The organism is Actinomyces weissii (genome assembly GCF_016598775.1).
Lineage (GTDB): Bacteria > Actinomycetota > Actinomycetes > Actinomycetales > Actinomycetaceae > Actinomyces > Actinomyces weissii.
This window is the reverse complement of sequence record NZ_CP066802.1, coordinates 2366984-2379974: the sequence shown is the minus strand read 5'-3', so window position 1 is coordinate 2379974 and position 12991 is coordinate 2366984. Positions and strand designations below refer to the sequence as shown.

At 71.7% G+C, this 12991-nt stretch carries 9 protein-coding genes, 1 tRNA gene and 1 other RNA gene; 6 read left to right on the top strand and 5 right to left on the bottom strand.

Features of this window, described 5'->3' with window-relative positions; genetic code table 11:
* Nucleotides 1–28 precede the first annotated feature (28 nt).
* Nucleotides 29–1438: a uracil-xanthine permease family protein gene (locus JG540_RS09555; RefSeq protein ID WP_200275629.1), complete on the top strand. Its 1410-nt coding sequence runs from the start codon at nt 29–31 to the stop codon at nt 1436–1438.
* A 248-nt stretch (nt 1439–1686) separates the two neighbouring features.
* On the opposite strand, the gene JG540_RS09550 is transcribed toward JG540_RS09555, so the two are convergent.
* Entirely contained in the window at nt 1687–2304 is a 618-nt protein-coding gene (locus tag JG540_RS09550) for a LytR C-terminal domain-containing protein (protein WP_234042800.1), read from the bottom strand.
* Between the two features lie 128 nt (nt 2305–2432).
* Nucleotides 2433–2846, bottom strand: coding sequence for a hypothetical protein (locus JG540_RS09545; protein WP_200275628.1), 414 nt, complete (start codon nt 2844–2846; stop codon nt 2433–2435).
* Nucleotides 2847–3111: 265 nt separating this feature from the next.
* Between JG540_RS09545 and JG540_RS09540 the strand changes: the two genes are divergently transcribed.
* Together JG540_RS09540 and JG540_RS09535 are read left to right on the top strand one after the other, a co-directional pair.
* Nucleotides 3112–4206, top strand: coding sequence for a glycosyltransferase family 2 protein (locus JG540_RS09540; protein WP_200275625.1), 1095 nt, complete (start codon nt 3112–3114; stop codon nt 4204–4206).
* On the top strand, nt 4203–4940 hold the full coding sequence (locus JG540_RS09535) for a polysaccharide deacetylase family protein (RefSeq protein WP_200275623.1): 738 nt from the start codon (nt 4203–4205) through the stop codon (nt 4938–4940). Before JG540_RS09540 ends, JG540_RS09535 begins: the two co-directional genes overlap by 4 nt.
* A 320-nt stretch (nt 4941–5260) precedes the next feature.
* Here the strand turns inward: JG540_RS09535 and JG540_RS09530 are convergent.
* Nucleotides 5261–5348: transfer RNA gene (locus JG540_RS09530), tRNA-Ser, on the bottom strand.
* A gap of 154 nt (nt 5349–5502) precedes the next feature.
* Between JG540_RS09530 and ffs the strand changes: the two genes are divergently transcribed.
* The 3 genes from ffs to recR all read left to right on the top strand — a co-directional run bounded on the left by ffs (nt 5503) and on the right by recR (nt 10554).
* An RNA gene (gene ffs, locus JG540_RS09525) (signal recognition particle sRNA small type) lies at nt 5503–5597 on the top strand.
* 160 nt (nt 5598–5757) lie between these two features.
* Complete coding sequence (locus tag JG540_RS10465; protein ID WP_234042799.1) at nt 5758–9945, top strand: DNA polymerase III subunit gamma and tau; 4188 nt, start codon at nt 5758–5760, stop codon at nt 9943–9945.
* Between the two features lie 3 nt (nt 9946–9948).
* Nucleotides 9949–10554 (top strand): recombination mediator RecR, encoded by a 606-nt coding sequence (gene recR, locus JG540_RS09515; RefSeq protein ID WP_234042798.1) that lies wholly within the window; start codon nt 9949–9951, stop codon nt 10552–10554.
* A 239-nt stretch (nt 10555–10793) separates the two neighbouring features.
* Here recR and JG540_RS09510 read toward each other — a convergent pair whose 3' ends face one another.
* Both JG540_RS09510 and JG540_RS09505 read right to left on the bottom strand, forming a co-directional pair.
* Nucleotides 10794–11861, bottom strand: a complete 1068-nt coding sequence (locus JG540_RS09510; protein ID WP_200275620.1) for an ABC transporter permease — start codon at nt 11859–11861, stop codon at nt 10794–10796.
* Complete coding sequence (locus JG540_RS09505; RefSeq protein WP_200275618.1) at nt 11858–12862, bottom strand: ATP-binding cassette domain-containing protein; 1005 nt, start codon at nt 12860–12862, stop codon at nt 11858–11860. The genes JG540_RS09510 and JG540_RS09505 overlap by 4 nt, the downstream gene beginning before the upstream one ends.
* Between the last annotated feature and the right edge of the window lie 129 nt (nt 12863–12991).

Sequence of the window (12991 nt, the reverse complement as noted above, 5' to 3'; positions counted from 1 at the left end):
CAGTAACCCCACCGCGACAGGAGACCTTGTGCCCACCTCAACCTCCCCCGAGCGCACCGCCTGGAAGGGCTGGCGGCTCCACGGCGACGGCCGCTCCATCGCCCCCGGTGAGGTCGTCAGCCCAGACGAGCGCCTCACCTGGCCGCGCACCATCGGCATCGGTGTGCAGCACGTCGTCGCCATGTTCGGTGCCACCTTCCTGGTGCCGCTGCTGACCGGCTTCGACCCCGCCACCACCTTGTTCTTCACCGGCTTCGGCACCCTGCTGTTCCTGCTGGTGACCTCCGGGCGCCTGCCCTCCTACCTGGGGTCCTCCTTTGCCCTGATCGCCCCCATCGGCGCGGTCACTGGCTACGTGGCTGACGGCGGCGGGCCTATCGACTCCGCCAAGGCCTCCCTGGCGCAGGGCGGGGTGATCGCGGCCGGGGCGTCCCTGGCGCTGATCGGCGCGGTGGTCCACTTTGCAGGCACCCGCTGGATCGACGCCCTCATGCCCCCGGTGGTGACCGGCGCGATCGTCTCCCTGATCGGCTTCAACCTGGCCCCGGCAGCCTGGAACAACGTCAGGTCCGCGCCCGTGACCGCCGTGGTCACTATCGTGTCCATCCTGCTGATCACGGTGCTTTTCAAGGGCATCGTGGGGCGCCTGGCGATCCTGATCGGCGTGCTGATCGGCTACGCCACCGCCTGCCTGCGCGGCGAGGTGGACTTCTCCGCGATCTCCTCCGCCGGGTGGGTGGGGGTCCCGACCTTCCGTGCCCCCAGCTTTGACGTCTCGCTGCTGGGACTGTTCGTGCCGGTGGTGCTGGTGCTGGTGGCGGAGAACATCGGCCACGTGAAGTCCGTGGCGGCCATGACCGGCCAGAACCTGGACGACGTCACCGGGCGCGCCCTGCTCGCCGACGGCCTGTCCACGGCCCTGGCTGGTGCTGGCGGCGGCTCCGGCACCACCACCTACGCGGAGAACATCGGCGTCATGGCGGCCACCCGCGTGTACTCGACGGCGGCCTACGTCGTCGCCGCGCTCACCGCCCTGGGCCTGTCCATGCTGCCGAAGTTCGGGCAGGTGATCGCCACGATCCCCCCGGGTGTCCTGGGTGGGGCGGCCACGATCCTGTACGGCATGATCGGCATGCTGGGGGTGCGCATCTGGGTGCAGAACCGGGTGGACTTCGCCGACCCGGTGAACCTGAACACCGCCGCCGTCTCCATGGTGGTGGCTATCGCGAACTACACCCTGGTGTGGGGCGAGATGACCTTTACCGGGATCGCCCTGGGCTCCCTGGCCGCGATCGCCGTCTACCACGTGATGCGCTGGATCTCGAACCTGCGCGGCACCAACCTGGAGCAGGCCTCCCCGGCCTCCGCCCCGGCCGGCGCCGACCTGGACAGCCCCTCCTACCGGGAGCGTCACCGCAAGGTGGCGCCGCAGGAGTAGGTGGTTACCGCGCGCGACGGCGGGCCTGGCACCACGGGGTGCTGGGCCCGCTGGCGTTCTGGGCGGCTGCTGCGGCCGGGGCGGGTGCGCGGTGGGGCTGAGTGCAGTAGTGCAGGTAACGCGGTGTGGTGAGTGCGCGGCGGGGCTTCGCAGTGGTGCGGGTGCGTGGTGAGGCGGGGCACTGAGAGATGGTTCCAGCCGTCCGGAGGCGGTCTCCGGCGCAGGCTGCGGCTCTCAGGGCTCAGGGCTCAGGACTCGGACGGGGCGGCGGTGGGGACCGCGGGCGTGCAATTGTCCGGGGCCATGATCGGGTCCCCCGCCGGGATCGCGGCAATGGCCTCCTTGGTCTTGATGCTCTGGGAGTAGCTCTTGCCGAGCACCACGTTCACGGTGACGTCACCGGCGGCCACCGTAGGGTCCACCTCCACGTAGACCTCGGCGTCGAAGGCCTTGGCGATGGTGTAGGCGTTGGCCAGGCCGTCCACGCCGGTCGTGATGAGCACGTCGCCGTTGAAGGTGCCACGCGGCCAGTCGGCGGTGGTGGGCACGTTCAGGCCCGCGTCCTGGAGCCGGTCCGCCACGCCACCAGCCAGCCCGGCCAGGTCGGTGCCGTTGTAGACGTTGGCCTGGATCTGAGCGATGTTGGTGGTGACGGCGTCCTCCGGCGGGCAGGTACGCACCCGCTTCTGGGCCACGGGCGCGGGGGTGGAGAAGCCGGGCTCATAAGGTGCGGGCACCAGGCCTGTCCACACGGAGGTGCCCGCCAGCACGATCACGCCCATGGCGACCAGTACCGAGCCGATGACGGCGGTCTGACGGTGCTGCAGGCGACGGCGGTAGGCGGCGCGTGGATCAGAGGAGGTCACGCCCAGAGTTTAGTAGATGTGTCGAGCCCTGCACCCGGAAGCCGGTGCGCGCCCGCCGTCAACGCGCCTGCTGTGCCCGGTGCGTGCCCGCCGTCAACGCGCTTGCTGTGCCCGGTGTGCGCCTGCCGTCAACTGGCCTGCGAGGGCTGCCCTGCCCAGTGCGCCCAGCAGGACTGGCGCCCGGCAGCCGCCCAGCCGGTGTCAGCCGTGCCCACCTCCCCGGTGCGCGCCGACACCACCAGGGCTGCCAGGCTGGGCTCGTCGCGCGCCCGGCAGTCGTGGCCGAGCATCCACAGCAAGGGCCCCATGTGCCGGGGCAGCACCGCCCGGTCCAGGGCCTCGCTCAGCTCCCCGTAGGTGATGACCTCCCGGTGTGCCGCCACATCCACCAGGACCTCCCGGGCGGCGGCCACGGCCTCAGCCAGGCGGGGGCTGAGCCGCTGCATGCGGTCCTTGACGGGGTAGCGTTCGCCCACTGTGAGCGCCAGCACCGCATCGCGTCGTCGGCAATCAGTGTCGCTAAGGGCGGACTGTTTACACATGTGCTCAACCTATTGCTAGTGGTGGTTTGCGGCTGCCCTCTGGAGCAGGGCTGGCTGGCCGCCAGCACGTCCGGCAGTAGTATCCCGGATACTAGAAAAGCCTTGCCAATGCGGGAACGTGGTGCCCTCCTTCCCGCTGGCGTGCCGCCCGGACCGCGCTTTCGACACAGGTCGGTAACCACTGTGTCCGCTTTGACTCGCACCTGCAACAGCCGCGCGCACTAACCTCAACCGCAAGGTCATATCGCTCCGCTAGCCTTGCCTTATGAACCCTGAGGAAAAATTCGATGATGGCACCGAGTTGCCACCCCGTATACGTGCCACCGTCGCAGTCCTCACCTTCCACCGGCCTGACCAGATCCGCGAGACCGTGCGCCAGCTGCTCTCCCAGGCCATGGCCGCCCCCCGCTGGTGCGAGGTAGACGTCCTGGTCGTCGACAACGACCCCGCAGGCTCGGGACGCGACGCCGTCGAGTCCCTGGGGCGGGGCGGCGTGCGCTGCGTGATCGAGGCCACCCCCGGGATCGCCGCGGCACGCAACCGGGCGCTGGACGAGTGCCAGGCCGCGCAGCGCGACGTCCTGCTCTTCATGGACGACGACGGCCGCCCCGGCTCCGGCTGGGTGGTCCACCTGCTCAAGCGCTGGCGCAAGACTGGGGCCGCCGCCGTGGCCGGCTGGGTGGACACTCGCTACCTGGGGGAGCCCAGCCCCTGGATCCTGGCTGGCGGCTTCTTTGAGAGGCGCCGCTTTGCCGACGGCGTGGAGCGTCCCGCCGCCGCCTGCGGCAACCTCCTGCTGGACCTCAAGCAGGTGGGCTCCCTGCGCTTCGCGCGCAGCCTGGGGCTCAGTGGCGGGGAGGACACCCTCTTCACCCGCATGCTGGTGCAGCGGGGCGGGAGGATCGTCTTCGCACGGGACGCCGTGGTCGTGGACCAGGTGGCGGTGGACCGTGTCAGCCGTCGCTGGGTGCTGCAGCGCCAGCTCAGCCAGGGCAACAACGCGGGCCTGCTGGACCTCTACCTGGAGCCCGGGGCCGGCACCCGCGCCAAGGTGGTGGCGGGAGGGGCGGCGCGCACCGCCGTCGGCCTGGCCAAGGCAGGGGCCGGGCTGCTGTGCCACGACCTGACCAAGGACGCACGTGGCTGGCGCCTGGCCGCCCGCGGCGCTGGTATGACCCTGGCGGGCCTGGGGCTGTCCTGGAACGAGTACGCCCGGGGAGGCAGGCGGCTGGCCCGGGCACCACGCATCAAGGTGGAGGCTGGCCCGGTGCGCCGCAGCAGCCAGCCGGGTGCCCCGGCGGGGACGCCGCGACCGGGGGCGCGCGAGGCTGATGGCAGCAATGAGGGGCAGGCAGCGTGAGCGCCGTCGCCAGTGCGAAGCGGCTGCTGCGCCAGCCGGTAGACGCCGCCCTGGGGCCCGCCCTGGGCTCGGTGGTGCGAGTGCGGGGACTGGAGCGGCAGGTGGTGCTGACCTTCGACGACGGCCCCCTGCCCGGAGTGACCGAGACCCTGGCGCAGGTGCTGGGGGACCACTCGATGAGCGCGACCTTCTTCATGCTGCTCACGCGGGCCCGCCAGGTGCCCTCCCTGGTGCGGGACCTGGCGGCGGCGGGACACGAGGTGGCCCTGCACGGCCTGGACCACCGGCGCATGACCACCCTGCCGCGCCGGGAGGCGGCCGAGTGGCTGCGCCGAGGGCGGGAGGAGCTGGCGCAGATCGCCGGGCAGCCGGTGCGCTGGTTCCGGCCGCCGCACGGGGCCCAGACAGTGGGCAACCGGGTCACGGCCGGACGGCTGGGGCTGGCGCCGGTGCTGTGGTCGGGAACCACCTGGGACTGGAAGGACGTCAGCCACGAGCAGCGGGTGGCCAAGGCCCTGCAGGGGGCGGTGCCGGGCGCGATCCTGCTGGCGCACGACGGCGCCGCGGACAAGAGCGACCTGGCCTCGGTCCTGCCGGTCAGCGGCGTGGACAAGCCGCGCCTGCTGGAGGAGATCGCCTGCGGCCTGGAGGAGCGGGGGCTGGGTGCCTGCTCCTACGGTGCGGCGCTGGCCGCTGGCGGGGTGCCGGTGCGGCGCTTGAGCTTCGCGCGCTGAGGGGTGGGGCGGAGTTTTGTCACTGGTGGAGGATTAGGGAGGTTCTCAGGTCTGGTGGCGGGGGTGTGGTTGTTGGAATCACGCGGGTTGTGTGGTTTGGGGTGTGGGTGTTGGCTGCTCTAAGCCTCCGCCAGTGACAAACCGGGTGGGTTGGTGGGGGCCGGGGGTGCCTGGTGTGCCGCTGGTTGGGCCTTGCGTGAGGGGTCGGGCTGGTTCCTGGGTGCCGGTGCAGCGCTTGAGCTTCGCGCAGCGAAGGGGCTGACGCTGGGGGCCGGGAGGCAGGGACGAAAAAGCCCGGAACCTGGGCGGCTCCGGGCTGGTGGCGGAGGATGGGGGATTCGAACCCCCGAGGGCTTGCACCCAACACGCTTTCCAAGCGTGCGCCATAGGCCACTAGGCGAATCCTCCAGGCGCTCCACGTACACAGGCACGTGCAACGGAACGCGAATATATCGGAAGGGGGCCAGGTGGGGCCAGTCTGCCGGGGTGGCATCGGTCACGCGGGGGGAGTGGGGGCAGGCTGTGCTGGTTCCGGCGGGGTCTGGCGTCGGGTACACTCTCACCCGGCCCCTCGTGCGGCGTCATCCAGTGAATCCCCCAGGACCGGAAGGTAGCAAGGGTAAGCGGGCTCTGGCGGGTGCACGGGGGGTCCTTGCGTCTCGGGCCGGGTTGTGCCGGGGGGCGAGCCTCTGCGAGGCCGGTCGGTGGCCCGTGGTCCTCGGGCGCGGCGGTGTCAGGGTCCGGAGGCCCCGATACTGTTACTGCGGAACCGCGGCAGGCGGTGGTTCGCGTCGGCGCTCCCGTTTAGAGTCGGACTGTGACCACCGCGCTCTACCGTCGCTACCGCCCCGACACGTTCCAGGACGTGATCGGGCAGGACCACGTGACCTTCCCCCTGATGGCGGCCCTGCGCGGCGATCGCGTGACCCACGCCTACCTCTTCTCGGGCCCGCGCGGCTGTGGCAAGACCACCTCGGCCCGCATCCTGGCCCGCTGCCTGAACTGTGAGCAGGCCCCCACGGACACCCCCTGCGGCACCTGCGCCTCCTGCCGGGACCTGGCCACGGGCGGCCCCGGCAGCCTGGACGTGGTGGAGATCGACGCCGCCAGCCACAACGGTGTGGACGACGCCCGGGACCTGCGTGAGCGGGCGGTCTTCGCGCCCGCCCGGGACCGCTACAAGATCTTCATCCTGGACGAGGCGCATATGGTCACCCCGCAGGGCTTCAACGCCTTGCTGAAGCTGGTGGAGGAGCCTCCCGCGCACGTGAAGTTCATCTTCGCCACCACCGAGCCGGAGAAGGTCATTGGCACCATCCGCTCACGCACCCACCACTACCCCTTCCGCCTGGTGCCGCCGGACCTGCTGGAGGGCTACCTGGCCCAGCTGTGCCAGGCGGAGCGCGTGGAGGTGGGGCCGGGGGTCTTCCCCCTGGTGACGCGCGCGGGGGGCGGCTCGGTGCGGGACACCCTCTCAGTCATGGACCAGCTGATCGGCGGGGCGCTGGACGGCTCGGTGGACTACCAGCGCGCCGTGGCCCTGCTCGGCTACACGGACACCACCCTGCTGGACCAGTGCGTGGACGCGATCGCGGCGGCGGACGGCGCGGGCGTGTTCCGGGTGGTGGACCGGGTGGTCTCCTCAGGGCACGACCCGCGGCGGTTCGTGGAGGACCTGCTGCAGCGTCTGCGGGACCTGCTGGTCATCTCCTTGGCGGGGGAGCAGGCTGGTCCGGCGCTGGGCTCCTTGCCGGTCGATGAGCTCTCCCGCATGGAGGTGCAGGCCCGTACCCTGGGCGGGGTGGCGCTCTCGCGGGCGGCGGACGCCACGGCCACGGCCCTGGGGCAGATGGTGGGGGCTACCTCCCCGCGCCTGCAGCTGGAGCTGCTTATGGCACGTCTGCTGGTGCCGACGACGGCGGGCGGCGCCGTGGGAGGTGCTGCTGGTGCGGCACCGGTAGCCGGTGGGTCCGCAGGTGGCCCTGCGCGCGTGGTGGCGTCCTCGGAGGCGCGCCGGGAACCAGGCTCGCCCGCGGCTGGCGGTCCCGCGGGGACCTCGGCGGCTGCCGGCAGGTTATCCACGGCGCCAGCGGAAGGTAGCGAGGGAGGCTGGGAGCCCCGGCAGAGCACGGACGCAGCGCCCGCAGGCCAGGACGTCAGCCCAGTACGCACCGCTCCCGCAGGACGTGCCGCCGCAGGGGCGGCCGAGCGTCCGGGGTCCCCGGTAGCGCCCGCTGCTGCGGGGGCCTCAGACGGGTCTGCGGGCAGACCGGCAGCGGAGTCCCCGCAGTCTGCCGGACCCTCCCAGGGGAGCGGCACGGCGCGCTCCGGCGGGGAGCGGGCCGCCAGCAGCCGGGCGTCGTCGTCGATCCCGGGCAGGGCGGGTGGTGCCGGGCGCGGCCAAGGCTCGCCAGAGGGTGCTGCCCGGGCCCAGGCGGCGCCCGCAGGACCTAACCCCTTTATGCGTGAGTCCCGCGAGCCTGCCGCCGCGCCCGCTCCGGCAGCGTCCCCGGCCCCGGCTGGTGGGGCGGCGGAGGCGGAGATGATCCGCCAGCGCTGGGGCGAGGTGCTGGAGGTCATCAAGCGTGAGCGCCGCATGAGCTGGGCGCTGGTCAGCCCCTACGGGCAGCCCGGCACCTTGGAGGGGGGCGTGTTCTCCCTGCTGCTGCCCTCTGCCGGGCTGATCAACACCTTTGACCACGGTGGTCACGCGGAGGTGGTGGCTAGTGCCCTCTACCAGGCGCTTGGCGTGCAGGCGCAGGTGCGGGCAGTGCTCTCCGGCGGTGACGGCGGCCCGAGCGGTCCAGGAGGTGGTGACGGCGGTCAAGGTCCTGGCGGTGGTGGGCCCGGCGGGCAGGCCCCTCAGACAGACGGCGGCTGGGGAGGAGCGGCGACGGCGGGCTCGGCGTCCCCGACCGAAACAGCGCCTGCGGACGTGCAGGCTGACGGCGGCTCCGGCTGGCCCCCGCGTGCTGGCGTTCCAGGTGCCCCTGCCGAGTCAGCCGCAGGCCGTAAGGGAACGGCTCTCTCTGGGGCTCAGGCGGAACAGGGCCCCACCCGGCCCCCACAGCGACCGGAGGGCCAGGGTGCCGCTGGTGACTGGGAGGCAGCCCCGGACTGGAGCGGGACAGACGCCGTTCAGCCTCGGGCGGGCCGCGGGCCGGAGCGGTCCGAGAGTCAGCCTGGTGCTCAGCGGGCTGCTGGTGCCTCGGTGCCAGCACCAGACCGGGGCGGGGCAGGTGCCGCTGCCAACCGGAACGGGGCGGGGTACGTTGAGCACCAGACGGGCCGTGGCTCGGAGAGCTCCGGGCAGGGGCCTGCCAGCCACGCCGCCCGGCGCTCCCGTAGCCCGGCAGAAAGGGACGCGGTAGGTTCCAGGTCCTCGGCCCGCCCTGGCGGTACAGCGCTTTCGGGCAGGGATCACGTGGTCAGTGGCACCAGGGGCGCCCCCTCAAGTGAGCCGCACCTTCCTCGGTCACCCGTCCCAGAAGCGGAGCAGAATCCCTTTACGCGCCAAGCCGTGCGGGAGTCTCCGGGCAGGCTGGAGCCTGAACCTGAGCAGACTGCTGCTGTCCACGCTGAGTCCGGGGCCCGCACGGGAACCGGGCTCAGTCCTGCTATCCGGCCAGCAAGCCAGGCCGCAAACGGTAAGCCTCAGGCCGCGCCCCCTACCGCTTCGGCTGCTTCCCCGGGAGCCGTTGCGGGCGCAGTGCGCCAGGGCTCCCCCGCGAGGGCTTCCAGCCCGGCGCACGTCACGGCCCCAAGTGGTACTCCCAGCCCGGCGCACGCCGTCGGTCCTGCGCACGCCGCCAGCCCGGCCAGCCCGGCCAGCCCGTCCAGGTCTGCCAAGCCCCTGCGCGGGGGCGGGTCAGACCAGGGGGAGGCTCCCCTCGGGGCTGCCAGCGCCTCGGACGGCCTCACGTCCCCAAGCGTGTCTTCCAAGCCCCGTAGCAGCGCGGTCCACGGTGAGGACCCAGGCTTCAACCCCAGGTACGAGCAGGAGTCAGCCTGGGAGGCGCCGCCCCCACCAGAGGACTGGTTCGGTCCAGAGCACGACGCCGCCAGCCCCTGGTCGGGCAGCGAGCCTACTGGGGCTGCCTGGGAGGTGAGCCCGACAGGGCACGCGGTTTCACCAAGCACCTCCGACCGCCCCGGGCTGGACCAGGGCACAGCCCGACCAGTCCAAGACGGCCCTGGTACCGGTTCCGCCCGGAACAGACAGTCCGCAGGGAGTGCCACGGTCCTCCGCCCCACCCAGGGGACCGCAGGTTCCCGTCCTGGTCAGGACGCGGACGCGTCCTGGTCTGGGGGTGATGAGACAGCCGGGACTGGCTGGAGGGAGGGCAATGCCGGGCGCAAGGTCCCACCGGCTGACGCCGAGCCCCCGGTGGGTACCAGGTCAGCCGACCCGCCCCACCCGGATTCGCCGGACACCCCCGACCGCCCCACCCAGGGGACCACGGTGCCTCAGGCGGAGCCCGGCGCCCCAGGACCCAGCAGGGGGCCCGAGCCACAGCTGGCCAGCGTCCACCGCCTGCACGCCCTGCCGGACCTGCCCCCGGCCCACCCGGCCGTGCAGGCCGGTCGCCCGCACATCACGCTCGCCCACCGGGAGAGCCAGGCGGCCCAGCCACCCCGTTTCTCTCCCCTGGCGCCGGTCTCCTGGAACGACCCCGCCCAGCCCCCAGCCGCACCAGAGCCGGCAGGAACCGACGCCGCTTCTGGCCCCAGCAGCCCCGCCTCCGGCGCTCCCGCTCCCAGCTCCCCCAGCGCCGGTAGCCCCAGTCCGGCCTCCGCCCGCACCCCCCGCCCGGCTGCCGCCCGCACCGCCGCCCAGGTCCGGTCCCTGGCGGCACGCAAGCCAACGGTCTCCCTGGAGGAGGACCTGCCCAGCGAGGACGACGAGGACGCCGAGGAGGCGGGCGCCGTCGGCATCGAGGTCGTAAAGCGCCTGCTGGGTGCCGTCGTGATAGAAGAGGTCGTCGTGACCCAGGAAGGCAGCTGATACATGCCCGCTATCTACGAAGGTGCCGTACAGGACCTTATCGACGAGCTTGGCAGCCTGCCCAGCATCGGCCCCAAGTCCGCCCAGCGGCTCGCGTTCCACATCCTGTCCATGGACTCCGCCGACGTCGAGCGTCTGGTACAGGCCCTGCACGCCGTCAAGGCCAAGGTCCGCTTCTGCGAGACCTGCGGCAACATCGCCGAGTCCTCCCAGTGCCCCATCTGCCGCGACCCCCGCCGCGACCAGGCCGTCATCTGCGTGGTGGAGGAGCCCAAGGACGTGGTGGCGGTCGAACGCACCCGCGAGTACCGGGGCCTCTACCACGTGCTCGGTGGAGCCATAAACCCCCTGGCCGGAGTGGGGCCGGACGACCTGCGCATCAGGCAGCTCTTAGCCCGCCTGGGCGGCGGGGTGGAGGAGGTCATCCTGGCCACCGACCCCGACGTCGAGGGGGAGGCAACCGCCGCCTACCTCACCCGCATGCTCTCCACCCTGGAGGTGCCCGTCACCCGCCTGGCCTCCGGCCTGCCCATGGGCAGCGACCTGGAGTACGCCGACGAGGTCACGCTAGGCCGCGCCTTTGAAGGACGCCGCCGCGTAGACGCCTAGGCGCCTAAGGGGCACACCTCCCGCAGGGACGCCTCAGGGGCGTAGCAACGGTAGTCACCTAAGCGTCCGGGAGGCACCGTGTCCAGGGCGGCGCAGGCACAACCGCCCTCACAGCCCTCGACCGGAGCCTGTGAGCCCCTGCTAGCGCAGCCCAGGATGCGCGGTACCAGCCAAGCAGAACCAGGCGCACAGCTGCGCACGCACCCATGCTCTACATGGCGCCCCGCCGCCTGCCCGGCTCAGGCCACCCGGGTGCCACGGTGCAGCCTACGCACCGGGGTGCGCAGGGAGCGGGAGGCAGAGACCGTGGACCACAGGGCCAGCACCAGCATCACCGCCAGCGTGGCCGGCCAGAACCGCAGGTGCGGTTCCGCCTCCGCCACCGTGGCGGCCTCAGCCACCTGCAGGCCCTGCGGGTCGCAAGGATTGACCACCACCTGCTCCGGCTCGTCGCGGCGCAGGTCGTTGACCGTCACCCCCGCAACCGTTAGCGGGGACCAGCTCAGCCAGGTCGAGCCCGCCGCAGGCCCGGGAGCCCGCAGGGAGATGTCCCCCAGGGCCATGAAGGGGTTCGCGGCCAGTACCCACCAGACCCGGTCCTCGTGCATGATCTGCGAGGTCGTGACCTCCGGGTCGGGCAGGCACACCTGCCGTTGGCTCGTGGAGCTCGCGTAGTCCAGCTTGTAAGTGACCTGCTGCTGCTCACTGCGCACCAGTGGGGAGGCCACCGCCAGGGCCAGCGGTGTCCCCACCACCAGCACCGCGACCACCAGGTAGGTGAGCACCGTGGAAGAGGAGGGGCGCGCCGTCGCCGCCGAGCAGCCCAGGCCGACGGCGCAGACCGCCCCCAGCGTCACCACCAGGACGATCACGTGCGCCAGCAGGGCGCGCCGGGAGGTGCCGCCGTAGACCATCAAGGTCACCAGGAACGGCATGGCGATCGCCAGGAATGCCAGGACCGCCAGCCAGGCCGCCACCAGCTTGCCGACCACGATCTCCCGGGAGCGCAGGGCCGTGGCCTGCAGCAGCGCCAGGGTGGCGTCAGCCCGGTCTCCGTTGATGGCTGAGGCGGACAGGGTAGGGGCTACCACCAGGCCGATGCCCAGCACGAAGCACACCACCAGGTCGTACAGGAGCGGGGCGAAGTTACCGGCCCCGTCGTCGTAGGCGCCTGCCAGATAGCTGAGTCCCCCGGTCACCAGCATCAGGACGATCGCCCAGACCACCAGCATGACCCGCCAGCGCGTGGAGCGGACACGTTGACGCAGCTCCAGCACCGCCACGGTAAATATCGCGGACAGGCTCATCGGCGCTCCCCCTCAATAGACAGGTAGATCTCTTCCAGGCTTCCGCCCACCGGCCCGAATGACACCACGTGCACCCCGGCCTCCACGGCCTCACGCAGCAGGCGGGAGGCCGTGACGTTGTCCGGCACGTCCAGCCGCAGGGAGCCGTCCGGGCCTGTACCGGTCTCCACCTCCAAGGTCGCGGCCCAGGAGGCCAGCCGCTGCGCGTTGAGGGCCTTCATCCCCCACTGCGGGTGGACCAGGCTGGAGAGCTCCTGCTCGTGCGGGTCAGGGAGGTGCGGGTCGCCTACAGAGGTCGCGTCGTTGTCGGTGCCTTCATCGGAGTCGTGGACATGCTTGCCCTTCTCCCTGCTGGTGAACGGCTTCGCTGGCTTGCCCTCGGACATGAACACTACGCCGTCCACCATCTGCTCCAGCTCGGCGAGGATGTGGCTGGAGATGAGTACGGTGACGCCGTCGTCCGCCAGGTCCCGTAGGAGGTTACGCAGGTCGGCGCGAGAGCGGGGGTCCATGCCTGCGGCAGGCTCGTCCAGCAGCAGCACCTGGGGGCTGTGGATCAGGGCGCGGGCCAGGCCGAGGCGCTGCTTCTGGCCGCGGGACAGCACTCGGGCGGTGGTGCGGGCCATGTCGTCCAGGTGCACGGTGGAGAGCATCTCCTCGGTGCGGGCCCTGGCGGTGGCGCGGTCCAGCCCCTGGGCGGCGGCGAAGGTGTGCAGGATCTCCGTGCAGGTCAGGGTGTCCCAGGTACCGAAGGTGTCCGGCATCCAGCCGACGGCGCGGTGCACCTGCCGGGCCTGGGTCACCGGGTCAAGTCCCGCCACCTGTATCTCGCCCGTGTCGGGTGCCAGCAGGGCCGCCAGCATCAGCAGCAGGGTGGTCTTGCCTGCACCGTTGGGCCCGACCAGGCCGGTTATCGTGCCTGCGGGCACAGACATGTCCATCTGCCAGACGGCACGGGTGGAGCCGAAGAACCTGGTGACTCCGCTGACCTCGATGCTCATTCGGCCATGTTACGAAATCGCGGCCTTGCGATCCCGTAGGCTAGCTCGGCGGTTTGTGGTGGTGCGTGCTGAGTCTATGCCACCGGCAAGTTAATGTACCTGGGGTTGCTATGCCCGGGGTGAGGCAGG